This is a genomic window from Dolichospermum sp. UHCC 0315A (assembly GCF_008121535.1).
In the GTDB taxonomy this organism is placed as follows: domain Bacteria; phylum Cyanobacteriota; class Cyanobacteriia; order Cyanobacteriales; family Nostocaceae; genus Dolichospermum; species Dolichospermum lemmermannii.
This window is the reverse complement of sequence record NZ_CP043056.1, coordinates 2548766-2566612: the sequence shown is the minus strand read 5'-3', so window position 1 is coordinate 2566612 and position 17847 is coordinate 2548766. Positions and strand designations below refer to the sequence as shown.

The following is a 17847-nucleotide window of genomic DNA, read 5'->3' as shown; positions in this document are numbered from 1 at the left end:
TGCAAAATCAACCCTTACAGCATAGGTGCAAACTGAGACTTATCAGGTACTTCCGCGTACTCAGCCACAATTTGCCGCAGTTCGTCACCATTAATGGTTTCTTTCTCAATCAACAAATCAACCAAACGGTCTGCGAGACTACGATGATCACGCATGATATTCTTAGCGTTGCTATAGCATTCTTCCACAATCATTCTCACTTGGGCATCAATGCGACAAGCGATCGCTTCAGAATACTCAGAACGGGTTGTCCAGTCACGACCCAGGAACACTTCACCCTGTTGGCTTTCCAGAGATAAAGGACCTAAATCAGACATTCCGAACCGTGTTACCATTTGTCGAGCCATTCCTGATAACTGCTGTAAATCTCCACCAGCACCAGTTGTAACTTCTGCTGCTCCAAAAATTACCTCTTCAGCAGCCCGACCACCTAAAGCCCCTGTAATTCTAGCCTTTAGCTGAGAACGGCTAATTAAACCTTGTTCTTCATTAGGCATAAACCAAGTTAAACCCTGGGCTTGTCCTCTGGGAATCAGAGTCACCTTTTGTACCGGGTCATGGTCTTTGAGTAAAGTCCCGACCAAAGCATGGCCGATTTCATGGTAAGCAATCAGACGCTTACTCTTGCTATCCACCAGGGGAGTACCTTCCATACCAGCAACTACCCGATCAACAGCATCATCAATTTCTAGTAAAGTGATGCCTTCCTTGCGTCTTCTCGCTGTGAGAATCGCGGCTTCGTTGAGGAGGTTAGCTAAATCTGCACCGGTAAATCCAGGAGTCCGGCGAGCGATCGCTTCCAAAGATACACTAGCATCTAATTTCTTATTTCTAGCATGAACTTGTAATACTTCCAAACGGCCTTTAATATCCGGTGCATCTACAGTTACTTGTCTATCAAAACGACCAGGACGTAATAAAGCGGCATCTAGGACATCAGGACGGTTAGTAGCAGCAATAATAATAATGCCAGTATTGCCTTCAAAACCATCCATTTCTGTTAATAATTGGTTGAGGGTTTGTTCCCGTTCATCATTCCCACCACCAATACCAGCACCCCGTTGACGACCTACAGCGTCAATTTCATCAATAAAGATGATACAGGGAGCATTATCTTTGGCTTTTTTAAACAAGTCACGGACACGGGAAGCACCCACACCCACAAACATTTCCACAAATTCCGAACCGGAGATAGAGAAGAAAGGTACACCAGCTTCACCCGCAATGGCTTTTGCCAGTAAAGTTTTACCAGTTCCTGGAGGTCCAACCAATAGTACACCCTTGGGAATGCGAGCGCCCACAGCAGTGAATTTCTCAGGTTGTTTGAGGAAAGTGACAACTTCTTGTAATTCTTCCTTAGCTTCTTCAATTCCCGCTACATCGTCAAACTTCACCCCTGTTTTCGCTTCCATTTGGAAACGAGCGCGGGACTTGCCGAAATTCATCGCTTGTCCAGGACCACCGGGAAGATTATTAGAGCGCCGGAACAAAAAGAACAAGCCAGTAATCAATAAAACTGGGAAAATTAAATTACCCAAAAGTCCCCAGATTGCCCCATCATTGCGGATAGGATGGGCATCAAAACTGACTTGCTTTTCTTTGAGCTTTTGAATTAATTCAGGAGCATTCACGGGCAAATCTACCCGCCAGCGTTGGGTGCGATTTTCGATGTCTTGGTCATTAGCTTCGATAATTGCGGTTCTACCACCATCGTATAGATCCACATTGGTAACGCGGTCTGCATCCAAGTATTCCAAAAAGCGCCCATAGGTCATACGGGTATTGGCGGCATTTTTGCCTGTGTCCGCAGGAGCGCCTGCAAAAGCCCCTTGCCAGAAGAAAAAGCCGATTACCAAAGCCAGCACTGACCAAAGTGCTACGACTCTCCAGGAGAATTTCATCTTTAATTTGCCTTTAGATACTAATATGACTGCTTTTGTAACGGATGTTTATAAATCCATTTTGTAATTTGAGCCATAAAACGTCGGTTTGCTTATGGCAGATTCATGAAGTTTGTCTAGAATCTTAATTAAATTTAACCTAATTCTCATACTAATACCAATTAAAAATTAAAAATTAAAAGTTAAATATTCCCAAAATCAGACCCAGTAAGGATTTGGGGCTAATTTATATTTTGCTATCTCTATTACTAATTTTATGCCGGACTGCACAGGATCACCAAATTCATTTATATTATTCATGCTTCAAATCTCAATATAACGCAGATGTTATGGAGTATGAACCACGAAGAAACGAAGAAGCGAAGGTAAGAGTTCAAAACGGCTTAATCGTTCGATTCCTACCTGTCCATTAAATTATCATTCTCTTTTTGGCGTTGGTGAATGAAGGTATGATTTTTTCTCACGCAGAGGCGCAGAGGACGCAGAGAGTAAGAGTTTAAGAATGATTTACTTACCTTCCGTAATTTTCAATGTATAAGGTAGGGATTCATTTTCCTTGTAAGAACCAATCCAAATTTGATAAGTACCTGGTAGCCATTCCCCAACAATACCGGGGTTTTTGCCGTCAAAATCATCATTGCACCAAGTTCCACCGGGTCCTTTAACAATCATGGTGGTATCCGCAGGACTTTGGACTACTAATTTCAGGTAGTCAAATTTACTGGTGAGTTTCACAGTATGGTCTGGTGCTTCATCCATAAATCCTTTACATGGTCCTGTTGGTAGTGTTTCTGCTTTTCCTGCTATTTTGCTCCCCGGTATTGCACCACCACTCATTCCTCTCAATATCAAAGGATCTGAAGATAATGGATGTTGAATAGTCGCATCTCCAAAAATTGGCGAGGCTGTTTGAGCATGAGCCACTGGATTAAACCCGGCTGTAACGCAGAGTACAACTATGATTCCTGTAGGAAAAGCTGTTTTTGACATTGCAATTAGAGAAGATTCCTAGATATCTTATAAAGACATGAATTTACAGTCTCAAGTTCCTTTAGAAAAGTCCACAGAATGATTGATCCCATAATCAGAGAAGATAATTTCAGTGTGCAGCCTTAACGGGTGACAAGATGACTAAACAGCTTGTTTCATAAGGGATAGAGTCTGAAAGCCACGTTGAAAAAGAGGTGCTTATTGCCATCATTGAGGTGACAGGTTTATACATTAAAAACTTTTCAAACATCCTCTTAGGCAAACCACGTTGTAGAGACGTTTCATGAAAAATCTCTACATCAGCATTAAACCATCCTGTAATTGATGCGATATGTAGGGGTTTAGCAGTGCTAAACCCCTAGGATATATCGAAGTTAAGGTAATTCATGTTGATTTACAGCAAATTGTCATCAAACCTGGAACAAGAACCCCACCCCCAACCCCCTCATCGCTTGCGGGTAGGGGGGCTAGTGGTCTGTCAAATTTATTTTGACGGGTTTTTGGTAGTGCGGGCATCTTGCCCGCGTGAGCGAGGCACTCACACTACAGGTAGTGCGGGCATCTTGCCCGCGTGAGCGAGGCACTCACACTACAGGTAGTGCAGGCATCTTGCCCGCGTGAGCGAGGCACTCACACTACAGGTAGTGCAGGCATCCTGCCCGCGTGAGCGAGGCACTCACACTACAGGTAGTGCAGGCATCCTGCCCGCGTGAGCGAGGCACTCACACTACAGGTAGTGCAAGCATCCTGCCCGCGTGAGCGAGACGCTTACACTACAGGTAGTGCAAGCATCCTGCCCGCGTGAGCGAGACGCTCACACTACAGTCCATCATTTTTATCTTGACAAACTACTAGGATGTACCTTATGTGATTGGAAATCGCTGTAATATCAGGACTTACGCAAAATATTCCTCAAACCCTCATTTCCGTTCTCTGTGCCTGGGTGGTTCGTTATTCCGTGACTCGTGCGTAAGTCCTAAATATCACTAAAATTAATAACATTGACAGGTTGGATATCACTTTTTTGTCAATTTGTCAATAGGGAATTTTTGCGATCGCTCAAATTAGATCATTTCTGAGCAAATTTATGGCTAAAATTGTTGAGGGAATAGCTATTAATTTGTAAATTTTTGTATTAGTCTGGGAAATTAATTTCTGAAACTACTGTCAATAAAGGGTTTGAGACTAACATCTTTTGAAAGATCCAAAATTGACAATAGTAGCCCAATTATGAAATTCTCTGAAATTATAGCAAATCGCTGAAAGTATAGCAACCTCGTTGATAAATAAAAAAGATTCTCAATTAATTATTAAGAAAATCTAAAGGCAATTGCTAAAAGTTATAAATATCAAAAGTATTATTGATTTTATATAATTCAATCTTATCATACAGCCATTATGAATAATATATCTGATAAATAGCATCTAGGATAAAACTAAAAGCATATTATTATATTATAGTTGGGTTTTTTGTAGGTCGGGTTAAGCAACAGCGCAACACGACGCTCATGTTGGGTTATGGCTGATGCCTCCGGCGAGCGCAGGGATACGCCACACTTCGTGAACGTACCTCAACCCAACCTTGTATCTTAGAGGTAATTAATTATTGCTAATTGCTTGATTCAAGCGGGATTTATCTAAACCAATCTGATTTAACAGTAACCAAGACTGAATCAAATCTGGTCCATGTACATCCCCTGTTAACCCTGCTCTGAGCGATCGCATCACTAAGCCTTTTTTCACATTTTCCGATTTCACAACTTGCTTAATAATACTTTGGGCAATATCTGCTGACAACTCTGGCTGACTTTCTAAAGCTGTAATAATTGCTTGCAGTACAGTTTTAACACCCTCCTGCTGTAGTTGTTGACTGCCTTCTTCAGTCAATTCTACCCCATCAGTAAAAAATACTTTGGTCATGTCCACAGCATCCACCAACCGAGTCAAACTAGCAGCAATTAACCCCACTAGCTGCTCTAACCAAGGCCGTTCTCTCCCACCTGTAAATTGACAACCCGCTTTTTCCCAATAAGGGATAAGTAAATCTGTGAGTCGCTCAATTGGCATATTATGGAGATATTGGCTATTCAACCAATCCAATTTATCCCAGTCAAACTTAGCACCAGCTTTATTTACCCGCTCAAAGCCAAAATCCTTAGCTGCTGATTCTAAATCGAATATTTCTTGAGTAGAATCCGCTGGCGACCATCCCAGCAAAGTCATATAATTAACTAAACCTTCCGCAGTAAAGCCCATTTCCTGAAAGTCACAAATGGAAGTTACTCCATCCCGCTTCGATAATTTGCGCCCTTCTTGATTTAAAATTAAGGGTGTATGAGCAAATTCGGGAATCTTCGCACCCAAAGCTTCATACAACAAAATTTGTTTAGCCGTATTGGCGATATGGTCTTCACCACGAATGACATGAGTAATTTGCATATCAATGTCATCCACAACCACCACAAAATTATATAGTGGTTGACCAGTACCATCACTAGCTGCGCGAGCAATCACCATATCACCACCCAAATCACTACCACGCCAACTCATTTTCCCCCGGACTAAATCATTCCAGACAATTTCTCGGCTATCGGCGATTTGGAAACGAATTACAGAAGAACGTCCTTGAGCTTCAAATTCAGCCCTTTGTTCTGGGGTGAGGTGACGGTGACGGTTATCATAGCGGGGTGCTTCTCCTCTGGCTTTTTGCCCTTCTCTCAAAGCGTCTAATTCTTCAGATGTGGTGTAGCAGCGGTAAGCTAATCCTTGATCTAGTAATTTTTGCACCGCTTCTTTGTAAAGATGGAGGCGTTGAGATTGGAAAAATGGACCTTCATCCCAATTCAATCCTAACCAGCGGAGTCCAGCTAGAATATTATCTGTGTATTCAGGACGCGATCGCTCTAAATCTGTATCTTCGATTCTTAAAATAAACTTGCCATCATGGTGACGAGCAAACAAATAATTAAATACAGCAGTTCTCGCTGTACCAATATGTAGATTTCCGGTAGGACTCGGAGCTATACGGACTCTGACGGTCACAGTTGATTCTCTCTTTTACAAATCATGATTACACCTACTGAAATTAAAGGTATGAGCATTTTTAATCAACTCGTTATTTAATATTCAGCATTTTAGAACGGGACTGACGGGGCTCGAACCCGCAACTTCCGCCGTGACAGGGCGGTGCTCTAACCAATTGAACTACAGTCCCTTGAGTTCGGTTTGAACTTGCACTCTCTCTATTATGCCTAGTCTTTTTCTATTTGTCAAGTAGTCTGAGAAAAAATATTTTTGCAGGGAATTTGCTCATAAGACCTCGCGGTAAGTGGGAAACTCAGTCACTTTAGTGCTGAGAGGGAAGCGACACGGGCGGTTTTAACCGCAGTGGTAATTAGACCTGTTGATCTTCGTATCAACTTAACTTTTTTAACAGTGCATTGTCCTAGTCTTTTCCAATTAGCGTCACTGACAGAGACTTGTTTTTCAGTATCTCCACTAACCCAACCAAAGAATGTTTTATTGCCCTGACTTGCTTCCACAAAGTCACCTTTTCTAAATCCATGACGAGTTGTAGATCCACCATATTTCCGACGATTACCACCTTTACTAAAGGTCATTAAATGTAATTGCCTCCGGCTAATTGGTGGGCGACGCACAATAGTGAATTGGGATTCAGTGACATCTACGCCTCCTACCCAAGATGCACCATGATTTTTAGCTCCTTCCCATGTCTGGTATTTAACAAATTCAGAGCAAGCTAACGTTACTGCATCAACAGCGTGCGTTTCTGGTATTTGCAAAGATTTATCGGATTTTTCTTTATGCAATCCCAGATGCTTACGAAGGTTTGATGTTTCCCAGCCCTTCTTCAAAACGACATTTGTAAGTTTTGATAGTCGGCTAATTTGGTATCTTTGACCAACCATAACGGGACTAAAGCCTTTATTACCGCGTGCTTCAACCTCTTCAATAACAATAGTTTTAATTGGATAAAGTTGGAGGAGTAAACTAATTACTCTATATTCTAAATCTTTGTTTGCCCTAATACTTGGAGGCAATTTTGAGCCACGACGATTATCAAGTCTTGCTTGGCGATGATTACGGACATTGAAAGACAGTTTCCTATTGATTCGCCTTCCGCGCCTATTACGTCGCATCATTGATCGTTGCTCCATCCGGTCTTTGACTGTTTTGAATGGCAAAACTAAATGTAGCATCTGCAAGGTGAACTTTTTGGATTGAACCGCTATACCTGAAAAAAGTTTACCAGGATCTAAACCAATAACTATTTCTTGCGTTTCGGTATTACTTGGTTCGGCTAATAACTGGACATAGAAAATGCCAAGTTTGTCGAATTTGCCGATTGCTTTACCATCTTTGATCCATTGTCTTGCTCGACTTGGTTTAGTTGGCATTAATGGCGTATTGTCTACTGAAATTACGGGTACTCGCATAAAGAGATAATCCTTCGAGTAAAGTTTAATGTCCCTTCGCTCAACGCAATCAAGATGTCTTGGCTTTAACCAACGCTATTACAAGATAGCTTGAAGATAATCCAGACTAGGGAAGTATCTGGAAGTTCGTACCAAATTACGTCTCAATGAGCTAGTCAAACACGTAAGTCTTGATTTCTTACAAGCTCAGTCCCTTTAGGGCTGAGTTATTGACGGAGAAAGAGAGGAATTTATTCCTCATTTGAGGGCTGAAGCCCTTACTACGAAATCATCTCCAGATTTTTTACATTACTTAATCTACTTTGATTTATTTTCGTCTACTTACTTAGAACCATTATTTTCAAAAGTTAGGTATTTTTAAGCGGCGTAATAATCTAGTCAATGGAGATTCTATTTTCAGCTTAAAGGCTAAAATTTGGGTTTGTTGTAGTCCATTAAAATTATTGTCGCTGATTAAAATTAGTGATGGTTGTCCGTCGGGTAATTTTGCACCCAAGGTCAATCCCTCAATATTATCTAATGATACATCTAAAGTTCGTAGATCTAACAGGAGTTTTTTCTCTACTGGCTTGATTTTATCAGGGTCAATTTTGGCAATGCTGTCAAAATTATGAATGTCTGTGGCGTTTTCTAAGGAAATCTCAAATAGAAAAACTGTAAATCCCAAACCGGTGAAACTTCTTTCTATACTGAGAAAGTTTCCTTGATTATTGAGTGCTAGTAAATCTGGTAAGCCACTGGCAAATTTACCAGTAGGATTAAACAAAGGTGTAACTGGTTCTGTTTGATAGAGAAATTCCCGTTCTGGCTGCTTGGTTAAGAGGTTATATTCTAAAATTCGAGAGGAAGTACCAACACCGGATTTAGCCGCTGGTCCATCTTGAATTAAGGCGTTTTCGGTGGCTGTAAATAAGAATTTTTGATTAGGTGTAATGGTGAGACTTTCAAAGGCTAAGTTGTTACGGATGCCTTTTTGCTTTTGGGAATCTGGCAAAAATTTATCTGGTATGGGTAGGGTACTAATTGTTTTTCCAGAAGCCAGCGCAAATTCTTTAATAAAGGGATTGATAAGTTTGTCTACATCACCTTCAGAGGAAACAAATATGGTATCTTGATTGGTGATAGCAATTCCTTCTGTATCAGTGGTATTGGGAGGGAATGGTTGATTGCTGGTATTTAATAAGTTTGTGACACCTACGGGAATAACATCGTTGTTGGTTAATTTACCTTTGCTGAGGTCAATTGTGAAAGTATAAAAACGAGGTGTTGCTTTTTGCCCTCTGTCATCTGATATTGCATAATATAGGTTATTTCTGACATCATAAGTTATTCCCGATAACCCACCAATTTCGGTTTTTTGGAAAATTAAACCTGTGGGTAATGTAGCTTGGCCAATAAATTCTATACTTTTGATTATTGAAGAGGCAGAAGCGAAATTATTAAACAGAAAACCAATCAGAATTAGTGGAATTATAAAGATGAGAATTAGGGATAGTTTCCGAGGTTTTGGGAGACGTGGCATAGAATAACTGGAGTAAAATTTTTTATAAGGTAATATTACCCGATTCAGCCTCAAAAAAGCTAACTAGCCAATCTTTGACGGTACGGGTGGCGCGACAGTCATCTTCGTTGTAGTCTTGAATGATTGCTAATAAGGTGCGATCGCCTGTTTCTAACCACTTATCATACCAGTAAATACATTTAGCGCCATTGGCTTGTTGTTCACGCCATTCAAATCCTAGCCAACGAGCAATAGTTTTTAAGGCATAACTATCTATTGGTAAAGCCACACTTTGAATTAATTGTTCATAGATATCAATAAACCGATTCAGGATGGGATGAATTTGGGCATAAGGTGTGCGATACAATTTACCAAGGCGTTTGACTGTATCTACTTCATAAGCACAAAAATGATAAATTGGGGCTTGAGGATATTGATTAACTAAATTCAGAAATTGTTGCCAAATTAGTGGTTCTTGTTCGGGTTGTTCCGCTAAAAAAGCATAAAATTGTTCGGTATTAGCGACTCTATCCACAACTAAAACACCTAAAAGATAATTTAAATTTAAATCTGGTTGGGCTTCAATATCAAAATAAAGTTCAATGGGGGCTGTAAAAGTTAGATATTCTAAAGAAAAGGAATCTGCAAGAATTAAGGGTTGCTTGGTGAATACAGATTGGGCTTGAATAACTAATTTAGCAGCTACATTACTATCAAATCCTGTCAAGTTTTCTAAAGTGCTAGGATGGGTCTGTGCCAGTGCTTCTAAAGTAGTAATAGCTAGATTTTGCAGTTGAGTATAGCGAATCGGTGTTACACCTGGTAACAGAGAAAGGTGTTCTTGATATCTCGCTTTGGTATGACAATAATTATACCAAGGACAAAGACTACATTTTTGCCGAGAAATAAAAATTTCTGGTGCTTCCACCGACTCAATAACTTGAATATATTCCCCTAAAATATCCAACATTTGTGGTGTCCATTTATCTAAATCCACCACATAAGTTTTATCTTTATCCCGCAATATCAGCCCGGCTTTACTGAGAATCACATCCTGAACCGTGGCTAAAACTTGGGCGTGAAAAGCAATAACTACTTGATATTCTTGCTTGGGACGTTTACCCAATTCAATATTAACTGGGACATAGTTCCAATTCCCAAACCGAGATTTTCCCGGCTGTTTGACCAGTAAATCTGGGCGACTCAGCAAAGTATATTTTTCACGGTAGGTAGTTAATATTACACCACGACGAATATAACTCACCCCTTGCTGCATCAGTTCTAGAGTTGATGCTGCTCCTGCTTCCCAATCCCGTGACAGATAATCAGGTTCATAGTAACTTAACTTTTTGACTATTCGCTGATGATGAGCAATTTTGTCCTGTTGTACCTTCAGCACTAACTCATTGGGAATCTCTCGCTGAAGATAATCACCGTGAACATCTAAAAAAGGTCGCCGCTGACAGCGTTGAAATTGTAGTAAAAGTTGAGCATTAATTAACATCCTTTTAAGCTAACAATAATTCAGAAATTACAGGACAATGGTAAGGAGCAAGGAGTCACCGAGTCAGGAGTCAGAAAGGAGAATGAAAAAAGAAGAATGAAAAAAGTTTTTCTATTACCTGTTCCCTGTTCCCTGTTCCCTGAACAGTTAAGAATTGCATTGTGCAGCCAAATACTGTAATCCTGATTGTGATTTTTCATGTTCAATAACAAAAACATTATGTCCCACCAGAGTAACCAGTACAGAATGTTCAACATTATAGTATAAAACATCACTGTTGGCGATATTTTCCAAGACTATATTACCAGCCCCAGCAATAATGGCTTGATAATTCGTTGGTATTGAACATACGAGGTTTTCAAACTCAATACCTTGTCCATTTCTTGTAGGTTGGGTTAAGCGACAGCGCAACCCAAGGCATTTGTTGGGTTTCATGCTTCAACCCAACCTACAAATCAAGGCTTTTTCTAATTTGGACAAGGTATTGCAAACTATATGTTTAATATATTCAGGTTTTTTAGCTGGCACTGTAGGAAAGCGAAATCATAACTGACAAACAGTTATTTTCCCAGCTTACATGATTTTCCTGGGTTTTGGCTAATTTAAGGTTTCGCTCCTCAAAGACGGCATCAAACCCATTATCCTCATCAGACCTAAATCAAGTGGAAATCGTTTTTTGTGGATTTTTGCAACTATTAATCATTGATCTGCTGATTTTTGGGCTAGATATTGCTACACTGAATTTCATACAAAATTATAATTTTTGTTCCCTGCACCTTGTGAGAGCATAGAATCAGCTTTCTGGTGTCATCAAGAAAAGAAAGATAAAAGAGCAAATCAAAACATGGTAGAATCCCTCAGAAAACCAGGCTTTGACGAAATCCGTTCTGGAATTAAGTCCCCGGCCAAGGAAACCCTTTTAACACCAAGGTTTTACACAACCGATTTCGATGAAATGGCGCGGATGGATCTTTCCGTCAATGAAGAGGAATTAGAAGCTATTATTGCAGAATTCCGCATTGACTACAACCGCCATCACTTTGTTCGGGATGCTCAGTTTGAACAATCTTGGGACTCTATTGACGGAGAAACTCGCAAATTGTTCGTTGAATTTCTCGAACGTTCTTGTACAGCAGAGTTTTCCGGCTTCTTGTTATACAAAGAACTCGGCCGTCGCTTAAAGGATAAAAGCCCCCTTTTAGCTGAAGGCTTTAACCTGATGTCACGGGATGAAGCCCGTCACGCTGGGTTCTTGAACAAAGCTATGTCAGACTTTAATCTTTCTTTAGATTTAGGGTTTTTGACTAAGAGTCGTAGTTATACGTTCTTTAAGCCCAAATTTATCTTCTACGCTACCTATCTTTCTGAAAAGATTGGTTATTGGCGCTATATCACCATTTATCGTCATTTAGAAGCCCATCCTGAAGATCAAATTTATCCAATTTTCAACTTTTTTGAGAACTGGTGTCAGGATGAAAACCGTCACGGTGATTTCTTTGATGCGGTTATGAGAGCGCAGCCACAAATGTTGAATGACTGGAGAGCAAAACTCTGGAGTCGCTTCTTCCTGTTGTCAGTATTTGCAACTATGTATCTCAATGATATTCAACGCAAGGATTTCTACGCTTCCTTGGGATTGAATGCGCGAGATTATGATATTCATGTAATTAAGAAGACCAATGAAACCGCTGGTAGAGTCTTCCCTGTTATGTTGGATGTTGAAAATCCAGTATTTTATGAGCGTTTAGATGTTTGCGTCCAGAATAACGAAAAATTGGCAGCAATTTCTAGCTCTAATACGCCTAAATTCCTGCAATTCTTCCAAAAACTTCCAATCTATCTATCTCATGGTTGGCAGTTATTACAATTATATCTGATGAAGCCTATTGATGCGGCTTCTGCTCACGGACAAGCTCGTTAATTTGAGTTTGATTTTTGCTTGAGGAGGTGGTTTTGTCTGAGACAGAACCACTTTTTTTGTTAGAGTGTTCCAACGAAAAAATGATCCAAAAGTTCACTCACTTCGACAAAAGATTTCAACGAACCATTTAGTTAAAGTTGGCAAGGGTTAAAAAGATGCGTTTCAGTCCCCTTGCGGGGATTAGATATGTGGAAACTTAAGTGGTATTTATCATCTATAGGAATTAAATATGCGTTTCAGTCCCCTTGCGGGGATTAGATATGTGGAAACCAATTAGAACCGCGAATAGTAAAATAGGAGATAAATTACCTAGTTATCAAGAAGGTAAAGATTTCAAAGATATTTGGACTCAAGCATTCATCAAACATTTGAGAGATAATATACCCAATAATTCTACAACCGCAACCCAAACACAATCTTAAAGAGGTAAAAAATGGCTTTCAGTAATTACAAAACCATCGGTGAAGTCCTCAAAGCATTTCAAGTTACCTATATAGAAGCTAATTTCATCAGCGAAATTGCTTTTAATATTCCCGACTATTTCCGCGAAGATTTAGAATTAATGATGAGGGATGCTGTTGTTGATAACTCAGAATTTGCTATCTGTGAAAATCTCATTTATCCCGTTCTCAAAGAAGTTTGGAAAACCTACCGTCAACACTTTGTTTTATGGAGTCATCAATCATTAAATTATGATGAAAAATTATCAGGATTTCCTGAATATATTTTAGCTAAACGTTCCCCTTTAGGTAAAATCGTTTTTGATAAACCATACTTTATCTTAGTTGAAGCCAAACAAGACAACTTTGAAACAGGTTGGGCGCAATGTTTAGCTGAAATGATCGCAGCGCAAAGATTAAATGGCGAATATCAAATCATTATTTTTAGCATTGTCTCTAATGGTGCAACATGGCAATTTGGTAAATTAGAAAATGAAATATTTACCAAAAATAGCACTTATTACACAATTCAAGAACTAGATAAATTATTTGCTGTTGTTAATTTTGTATTCCAACAATCTGAATTACAGCTAAATAATTTAGTTTTAGCTGCTGCTTAACTTCATATTCCCAACCTAATATTATGCACAAAAAATTTGTCAATCACTGTACTATAGATTTAACTATTATTCCTGATGGACCAATTCTTATCAAATCAGGAAAAGAAGGAGCAGACCCCACAAAACCAGATATGGAATTTGTGGAAACCTATCATGCTGGTGGACGGACAATATATTTACCAGGAAGCAGTTTAAAAGGGGAGCATCCCAATAATGTAATAAGTATAAATACTCAAGCAATAGCCTGATTGAGATAAGCACAACGCAAGTTCAAAATCTGGGAAACATTTTCTGCCTTCCATTGCGCTCCTGTTATTTTTATCCTGGCTCCAATCTGCTTAATCTTCGACTCCACACTCCCTGAACCAATGCAAATTCCTAAATCTTGATACAAACCGTAGTCTGGTATTCTCTGGCGATGCTTTTGGACATAATTCTGGAAATTCACCACGGCCTTGTTTTGAGACCCTTTAAACTCCGCTAAGGCCATTTCTATGTCCCCATCCCATAAATAACTTTCGACTCTTCTGATGCGCTTGTTTGACCCCCCGACTTTATTTAAATTTTCGACCAAATGATACCAATCAAGGACTTCTCTTCGCTGAAAACTATCCCCTATCTGCGTTATCAAATTCCAGATCCCATCATGACCATCCCCTACGCAGGTAATGACCTTGCCTAACGGTTGGGAATTTGTCCAAGATAATAACTGGTCATTTTCTCGAAAAAATGCAGCACATATCTGTCCATGCAAGCTGACTGCTTTGTAATTTTGCCAGATACTTTCTTGCCCTAACGGTGTTCTCAACCTGACATTTCCTCCGTCTACACTCAATGCCTCTATGATTCCTTTTCCTTGTGGAGCAGAAAATTCATATCTTTGTACCAACCTATGTTGACTACTCCCTGAGACTTCCATCCCTGTGGTCATCTTTATATCTTCTTCAGCGTGTTCAAAAGATTCATTAGCTACTAATCTTAAACAGCACTTCTCCAGATATGGACTTAACCGATTATTTTTCTCTAATCCCAGTTCTCCGGCTTGTTTAGAGGTGATTTTTACCTTTCCGATAATACTATTTACAACCCTGGTTCTTCCCACAGTTGTTCCCGTTGCTGTTTCAAAAAAAAACTGGCTACCACTGGACTGACGTTGTTTAGCATATGCTCTCGCACAATCAATTCTATGCTTTCAAAGTCTTTTAGATTTTCAATAGCTGTATTATTGATGAGAATTTCTGAAATGCCTTTGATATGTTCATTCAGTTTCTGCGTTTCTTCAGGGGTCATTTTTTTTCTCTTCATCACTTTTTGGCTATTTTGCCTTTTATTCTTTCTGAAGTCTCTAAGCATTTATACTTACTGCATAATTGGGATGCTCCCTTTAAAAGGTGCAATTCGCGCTCATGCTGAACGGATTGTCAGAACAGTAGGAGATGAAAAAACTTTACTCTTGCACAGTTAGGTTTAATAGGTTTAGTGTTACGAGATTTAAACGATGGTTGGTTTGGCTTAGGTTTTGCTAAATCTCGCGGTTTGGGTACTGTTAAGGTCAAGTTAAATCAAGCAGTTATTCAATATCCTGATTGTGAACTTAAAAACGGAAATATTCACATTTTTGGTAACAAAAAAGAACCTTGGGCTGTCAATTCTATATTAGGAGTAGGAGAATCCTTAGACAGTAAAGAAGCTGAAAAATACAATTTTCCTAATTCAGATAAACAGTATAGTGAATCTGCTATTACTGAATCTATGGATTTAAATTTTGGTGTTAAACTAACTTGGTTAGGTGATGATAAAAACGGTGTACATGATTTATTTACTCAAACCGTAGAATCTTGGAAAAAGGAAATCTAATAACATGAATCTGAAGCCTTTCGTCGGTTATCAAGAAAAACCTTTATCAGTTGCAGATTTATTGAAAAGATAAAAAATATCCCATTGCTTTAAAAGTTGGTGGTGGTAAACCGATTGGTATGGGAACAATGACGGTAAATATTGATAAAATCAATCAACCACAGAATTTAAAACAGCGTTATTCATCCTATCAAGTGAGTGAAAACGATGATTTAATAGGAGATAAATTACAGCAATTTATCCAAAAACAAATTCAGGCTGCACATTCAGGGTTGATTCAAAAAGAACAATTAGAACAACTTGCAGCTATTTTACGTTATCCCAGTGATAGACAAGCACCATCAGAAATGTACTAAATTATGAGTTTAACAGATAAACAGTGGGAAATTGCTCATGCGATCGCCCAAACTTTAGTCCAAGAACATACAGATGCTAACGAAGTCAGTAAAGCTGTTGCATATTTACGGACAGTTATTGATCAAAATGATGGTATCTCGTTCCCAGTCTCTGACTGGGAATGCTATCACAGAGGCTCTGCCTCTGCTGTTATTGAAGGCAGAGCCTTCTAGAATTCGTTCCCATACAGAGTATGGGAACGAGAAAAAAGAAAAAAGAGCAGAGGGCAAAAGAGCAAGAGTATAAAGGGCAACTAAGTCCTCGCCGCACCACTACATACAACCCGAAAACCAATAGCGCCGTTGCTGTAGTCGAGAATGTAGTCGTTGCGACAAGCAGAACGGCAATTTCCAGGATTGCTGCCCCACGAACCACCGCGCAGCAGATTCAGATTGCTTAGACTAATCAAAGCACTACCATTTATAGGCGCATTTATATAATTTTCATGCCAATCATCTTCGCACCATTCCATCACATTACCGTGCATATCATACAAACCAAAAGCGTTAGGGGGAAAAGTTCCTATATCTGTGGTTTGTCCTCGATATTGTCCTTTTGGTGCAGCAGCGTAGGGATACCTGCCATCATAGTTTACCAAATCTGGAGTAATACTTTCACCAAAATAAAAAGGTGTCGTTGTTCCCGCCCTACAAGCATACTCCCATTGTGCCTCACTGGGCAACTTATAGTTTTTACCTGTTTTTTGGCTTAACTTTTGACAAAATGCCACTGCATCATTCCAACTCACTTTTTCAACAGGGCGATTATTACCTTTGAAATGAGCAGGGTTATTTCTCATGATAGCTTGATATTGTGCTTGAGTCAAAGGATATTTACCGACAAAAAAGCTGGGAACAGTAACTTGATGTTGGGGACTTTCACTATCATATCTTCCCTCTTCATTTTCCGGTGAACCCATGTAAAATGTTCCTGCGGGTATTTCCACCATTTCCAACTTCACCCCATTTCCCAAATCTTCGACAAAGTAATTTGCTGAGTGGTTGCGTTTGTTGATAATGCTTCCTTTCGCGTTGGTTGTGACAACTTCAAAAGTGAAAGTTTTCAGGTTAGTTAAAAACCTCTCTCCCAACCTCTCTCCTACAAGAAGAGAGGCTTTAATATCCCCCTTCTCTTGTAGGGAAGGGGGGTTAGGGGGGTTAGGTTTTTCTGTTTGAATACCTAAAAATTTAAACCATTCTGTAATAGACTGAGGACGGTTTTGATAATCTAATTCCATTCCCTTGAGAATAGCATCATTTACCTTTTGACTAATTTGAGAATTGTATTTTTGCGGTGGTTCAATCGCCATTTTCATATCTAGCATTATCTTAGCATTCAGATAAGGACTAGGCAGAGGAATGAAAGGAGGTTCATGAACGGCGATAATTACATATAATGTGGCTGCTAAAGCATAAATATCTAAAGCTGGAGTGAAATTACTTCTATTTTCAAATTGTTCTGGTGGTGCAAAAACCGGAGTTTTGGCATTTGTTAAACTCATCAATTCGGCAAAGTTGACTTCTCTGGCTAAACCAAAATCAATTAATATGGCTTTATTGTCAGATTCTCGCAGTAAAATATTCGCAGGTTTAATATCTCGGTGCAGATAATTACGACCATGAATATAACTTAAAGCCTCTCCAATTCCTTTAATAATTTCTAAACCCGCACTTTCACTAAAAACACCATTCGCGTATAAATATTGTTCTAAATTTTTGCCTTTGACATATTCCATCACCATACAAGATAAACCATTTTCTTGAAACAGTTCAGGATACACTTTGACAATGTGAGGATGATCAAAGGTAGCTAACACCATCGCTTCGGTGTTAAACTTGTCCTGTTCTTGGGCTAGAAATTCTCCAAAACTATCTGTATTCCCATATTTATCTCGATAGCGTTGTTTCAAAAAGGAGACATTGAGACTTTTGATAGCTACTTCCTTTTTGCGTTTATGATCTTGCGCTAAATAGGTAATACCAAATCCTCCCTGTCCAAGAGTATCAATAATTTCGTATTGTCCTTTTTTGAGTAGTTGCCCTGGGGTAAAATAAGCCATAATAAAATTTAAATTGTCTGAATCAGGATTTGAGGATTTTCAGGATAAAGAGGAAAATAATTATATTGGTCTTGGAAAAGTCTATATATGGGCGCACACTTTTCCACCTATAACATAAGGATAACTCAAGCTTTGAGCTTTGTCAAGCCTAAATTGTCAGAATCAGGATATCCAGGATTTGAGGATTTATAGGATAAAGAG

The 17847-nt window shown here is 39.3% G+C and carries 14 protein-coding genes, 1 tRNA gene and 2 pseudogenes; 7 read left to right on the top strand and 10 right to left on the bottom strand.

Annotation, left to right across the window (positions count from 1 at the left end; genetic code table 11):
* Positions 1–14: 14 nt before the first annotated feature.
* From ftsH2 to BMF77_RS12380, 8 genes and pseudogenes are all read right to left on the bottom strand, one after another.
* Positions 15–1901 (bottom strand): ATP-dependent zinc metalloprotease FtsH2, encoded by a 1887-nt coding sequence (gene ftsH2, locus BMF77_RS12415; RefSeq protein WP_148763156.1) that lies wholly within the window; start codon positions 1899–1901, stop codon positions 15–17.
* A 507-nt stretch (positions 1902–2408) separates the two neighbouring features.
* Positions 2409–2891 (bottom strand): hypothetical protein, encoded by a 483-nt coding sequence (locus BMF77_RS12410; protein WP_210422344.1) that lies wholly within the window; start codon positions 2889–2891, stop codon positions 2409–2411.
* A 1599-nt stretch (positions 2892–4490) separates the two neighbouring features.
* A complete protein-coding gene (gene gltX / locus BMF77_RS12405; RefSeq protein ID WP_148763154.1) occupies positions 4491–5933 on the bottom strand; it encodes a glutamate--tRNA ligase in 1443 nt (480 codons plus the stop codon).
* Between the two features lie 98 nt (positions 5934–6031).
* Positions 6032–6105, bottom strand: a tRNA-Asp gene (locus BMF77_RS12400).
* 127 nt (positions 6106–6232) lie between these two features.
* Positions 6233–7348, bottom strand: coding sequence for an RRXRR domain-containing protein (locus BMF77_RS12395; RefSeq protein ID WP_148763152.1), 1116 nt, complete (start codon positions 7346–7348; stop codon positions 6233–6235).
* Between the two features lie 340 nt (positions 7349–7688).
* On the bottom strand, positions 7689–8870 hold the full coding sequence (locus BMF77_RS12390; protein ID WP_148763150.1) for an esterase-like activity of phytase family protein: 1182 nt from the start codon (positions 8868–8870) through the stop codon (positions 7689–7691).
* A 22-nt stretch (positions 8871–8892) separates the two neighbouring features.
* Entirely contained in the window at positions 8893–10353 is a 1461-nt protein-coding gene (locus BMF77_RS12385; RefSeq protein ID WP_148763148.1) for a TM0106 family RecB-like putative nuclease, read from the bottom strand.
* Positions 10354–10551: 198 nt separating this feature from the next.
* Positions 10552–10689, bottom strand: a pseudogene (locus BMF77_RS12380) (metal-dependent phosphohydrolase); the annotation flags it as partial.
* Positions 10690–11197: 508 nt separating this feature from the next.
* Between BMF77_RS12380 and acsF the strand changes: the two are divergent.
* The 4 genes and pseudogenes from acsF to BMF77_RS12360 form a co-directional block, all read left to right on the top strand.
* Positions 11198–12274, top strand: a complete 1077-nt coding sequence (acsF, locus tag BMF77_RS12375) for a magnesium-protoporphyrin IX monomethyl ester (oxidative) cyclase (protein WP_148763146.1) — start codon at positions 11198–11200, stop codon at positions 12272–12274.
* Positions 12275–12534: 260 nt separating this feature from the next.
* Positions 12535–12696: a hypothetical protein gene (locus tag BMF77_RS12370; RefSeq protein WP_210422343.1), complete on the top strand. Its 162-nt coding sequence runs from the start codon at positions 12535–12537 to the stop codon at positions 12694–12696.
* Positions 12697–12707: 11 nt separating this feature from the next.
* A complete protein-coding gene (locus BMF77_RS12365; RefSeq protein WP_148763144.1) occupies positions 12708–13334 on the top strand; it encodes a hypothetical protein in 627 nt (208 codons plus the stop codon).
* A 23-nt stretch (positions 13335–13357) separates the two neighbouring features.
* Positions 13358–13534, top strand: a pseudogene (locus BMF77_RS12360) (CRISPR-associated protein); the annotation flags it as partial.
* A gap of 32 nt (positions 13535–13566) precedes the next feature.
* Here BMF77_RS12360 and BMF77_RS12355 read toward each other — a convergent pair.
* Positions 13567–14624, bottom strand: a protein-coding gene (locus BMF77_RS12355) for an ISKra4 family transposase (protein WP_148761479.1) whose coding sequence is annotated in 2 segments (ribosomal slippage) — positions 13567–14471 and positions 14471–14624 — 1059 coding nt in all. Because the reading frame shifts where the segments join, the coding sequence is not laid out codon by codon here.
* Between the two features lie 189 nt (positions 14625–14813).
* On the opposite strand from BMF77_RS12355, the gene BMF77_RS12350 reads away from it, so the two are divergent.
* The 3 genes from BMF77_RS12350 (at position 14814) to BMF77_RS12340 (ending at position 15760) form a co-directional block, all read left to right on the top strand.
* A complete protein-coding gene (locus BMF77_RS12350; protein ID WP_148763142.1) occupies positions 14814–15191 on the top strand; it encodes a hypothetical protein in 378 nt (125 codons plus the stop codon).
* Between the two features lie 128 nt (positions 15192–15319).
* Positions 15320–15547 carry a hypothetical protein gene (locus tag BMF77_RS12345; RefSeq protein ID WP_246863135.1) on the top strand — a complete coding sequence of 76 codons (228 nt, stop codon included), beginning with the start codon at positions 15320–15322 and terminating at the stop codon, positions 15545–15547.
* Between the two features lie 3 nt (positions 15548–15550).
* Positions 15551–15760, top strand: a complete 210-nt coding sequence (locus BMF77_RS12340; protein ID WP_148763140.1) for a hypothetical protein — start codon at positions 15551–15553, stop codon at positions 15758–15760.
* 80 nt (positions 15761–15840) lie between these two features.
* Here BMF77_RS12340 and BMF77_RS12335 read toward each other — a convergent pair whose 3' ends face one another.
* Positions 15841–17646, bottom strand: coding sequence for a bifunctional serine/threonine-protein kinase/formylglycine-generating enzyme family protein (locus tag BMF77_RS12335; RefSeq protein WP_148763138.1), 1806 nt, complete (start codon positions 17644–17646; stop codon positions 15841–15843).
* Between the last annotated feature and the right edge of the window lie 201 nt (positions 17647–17847).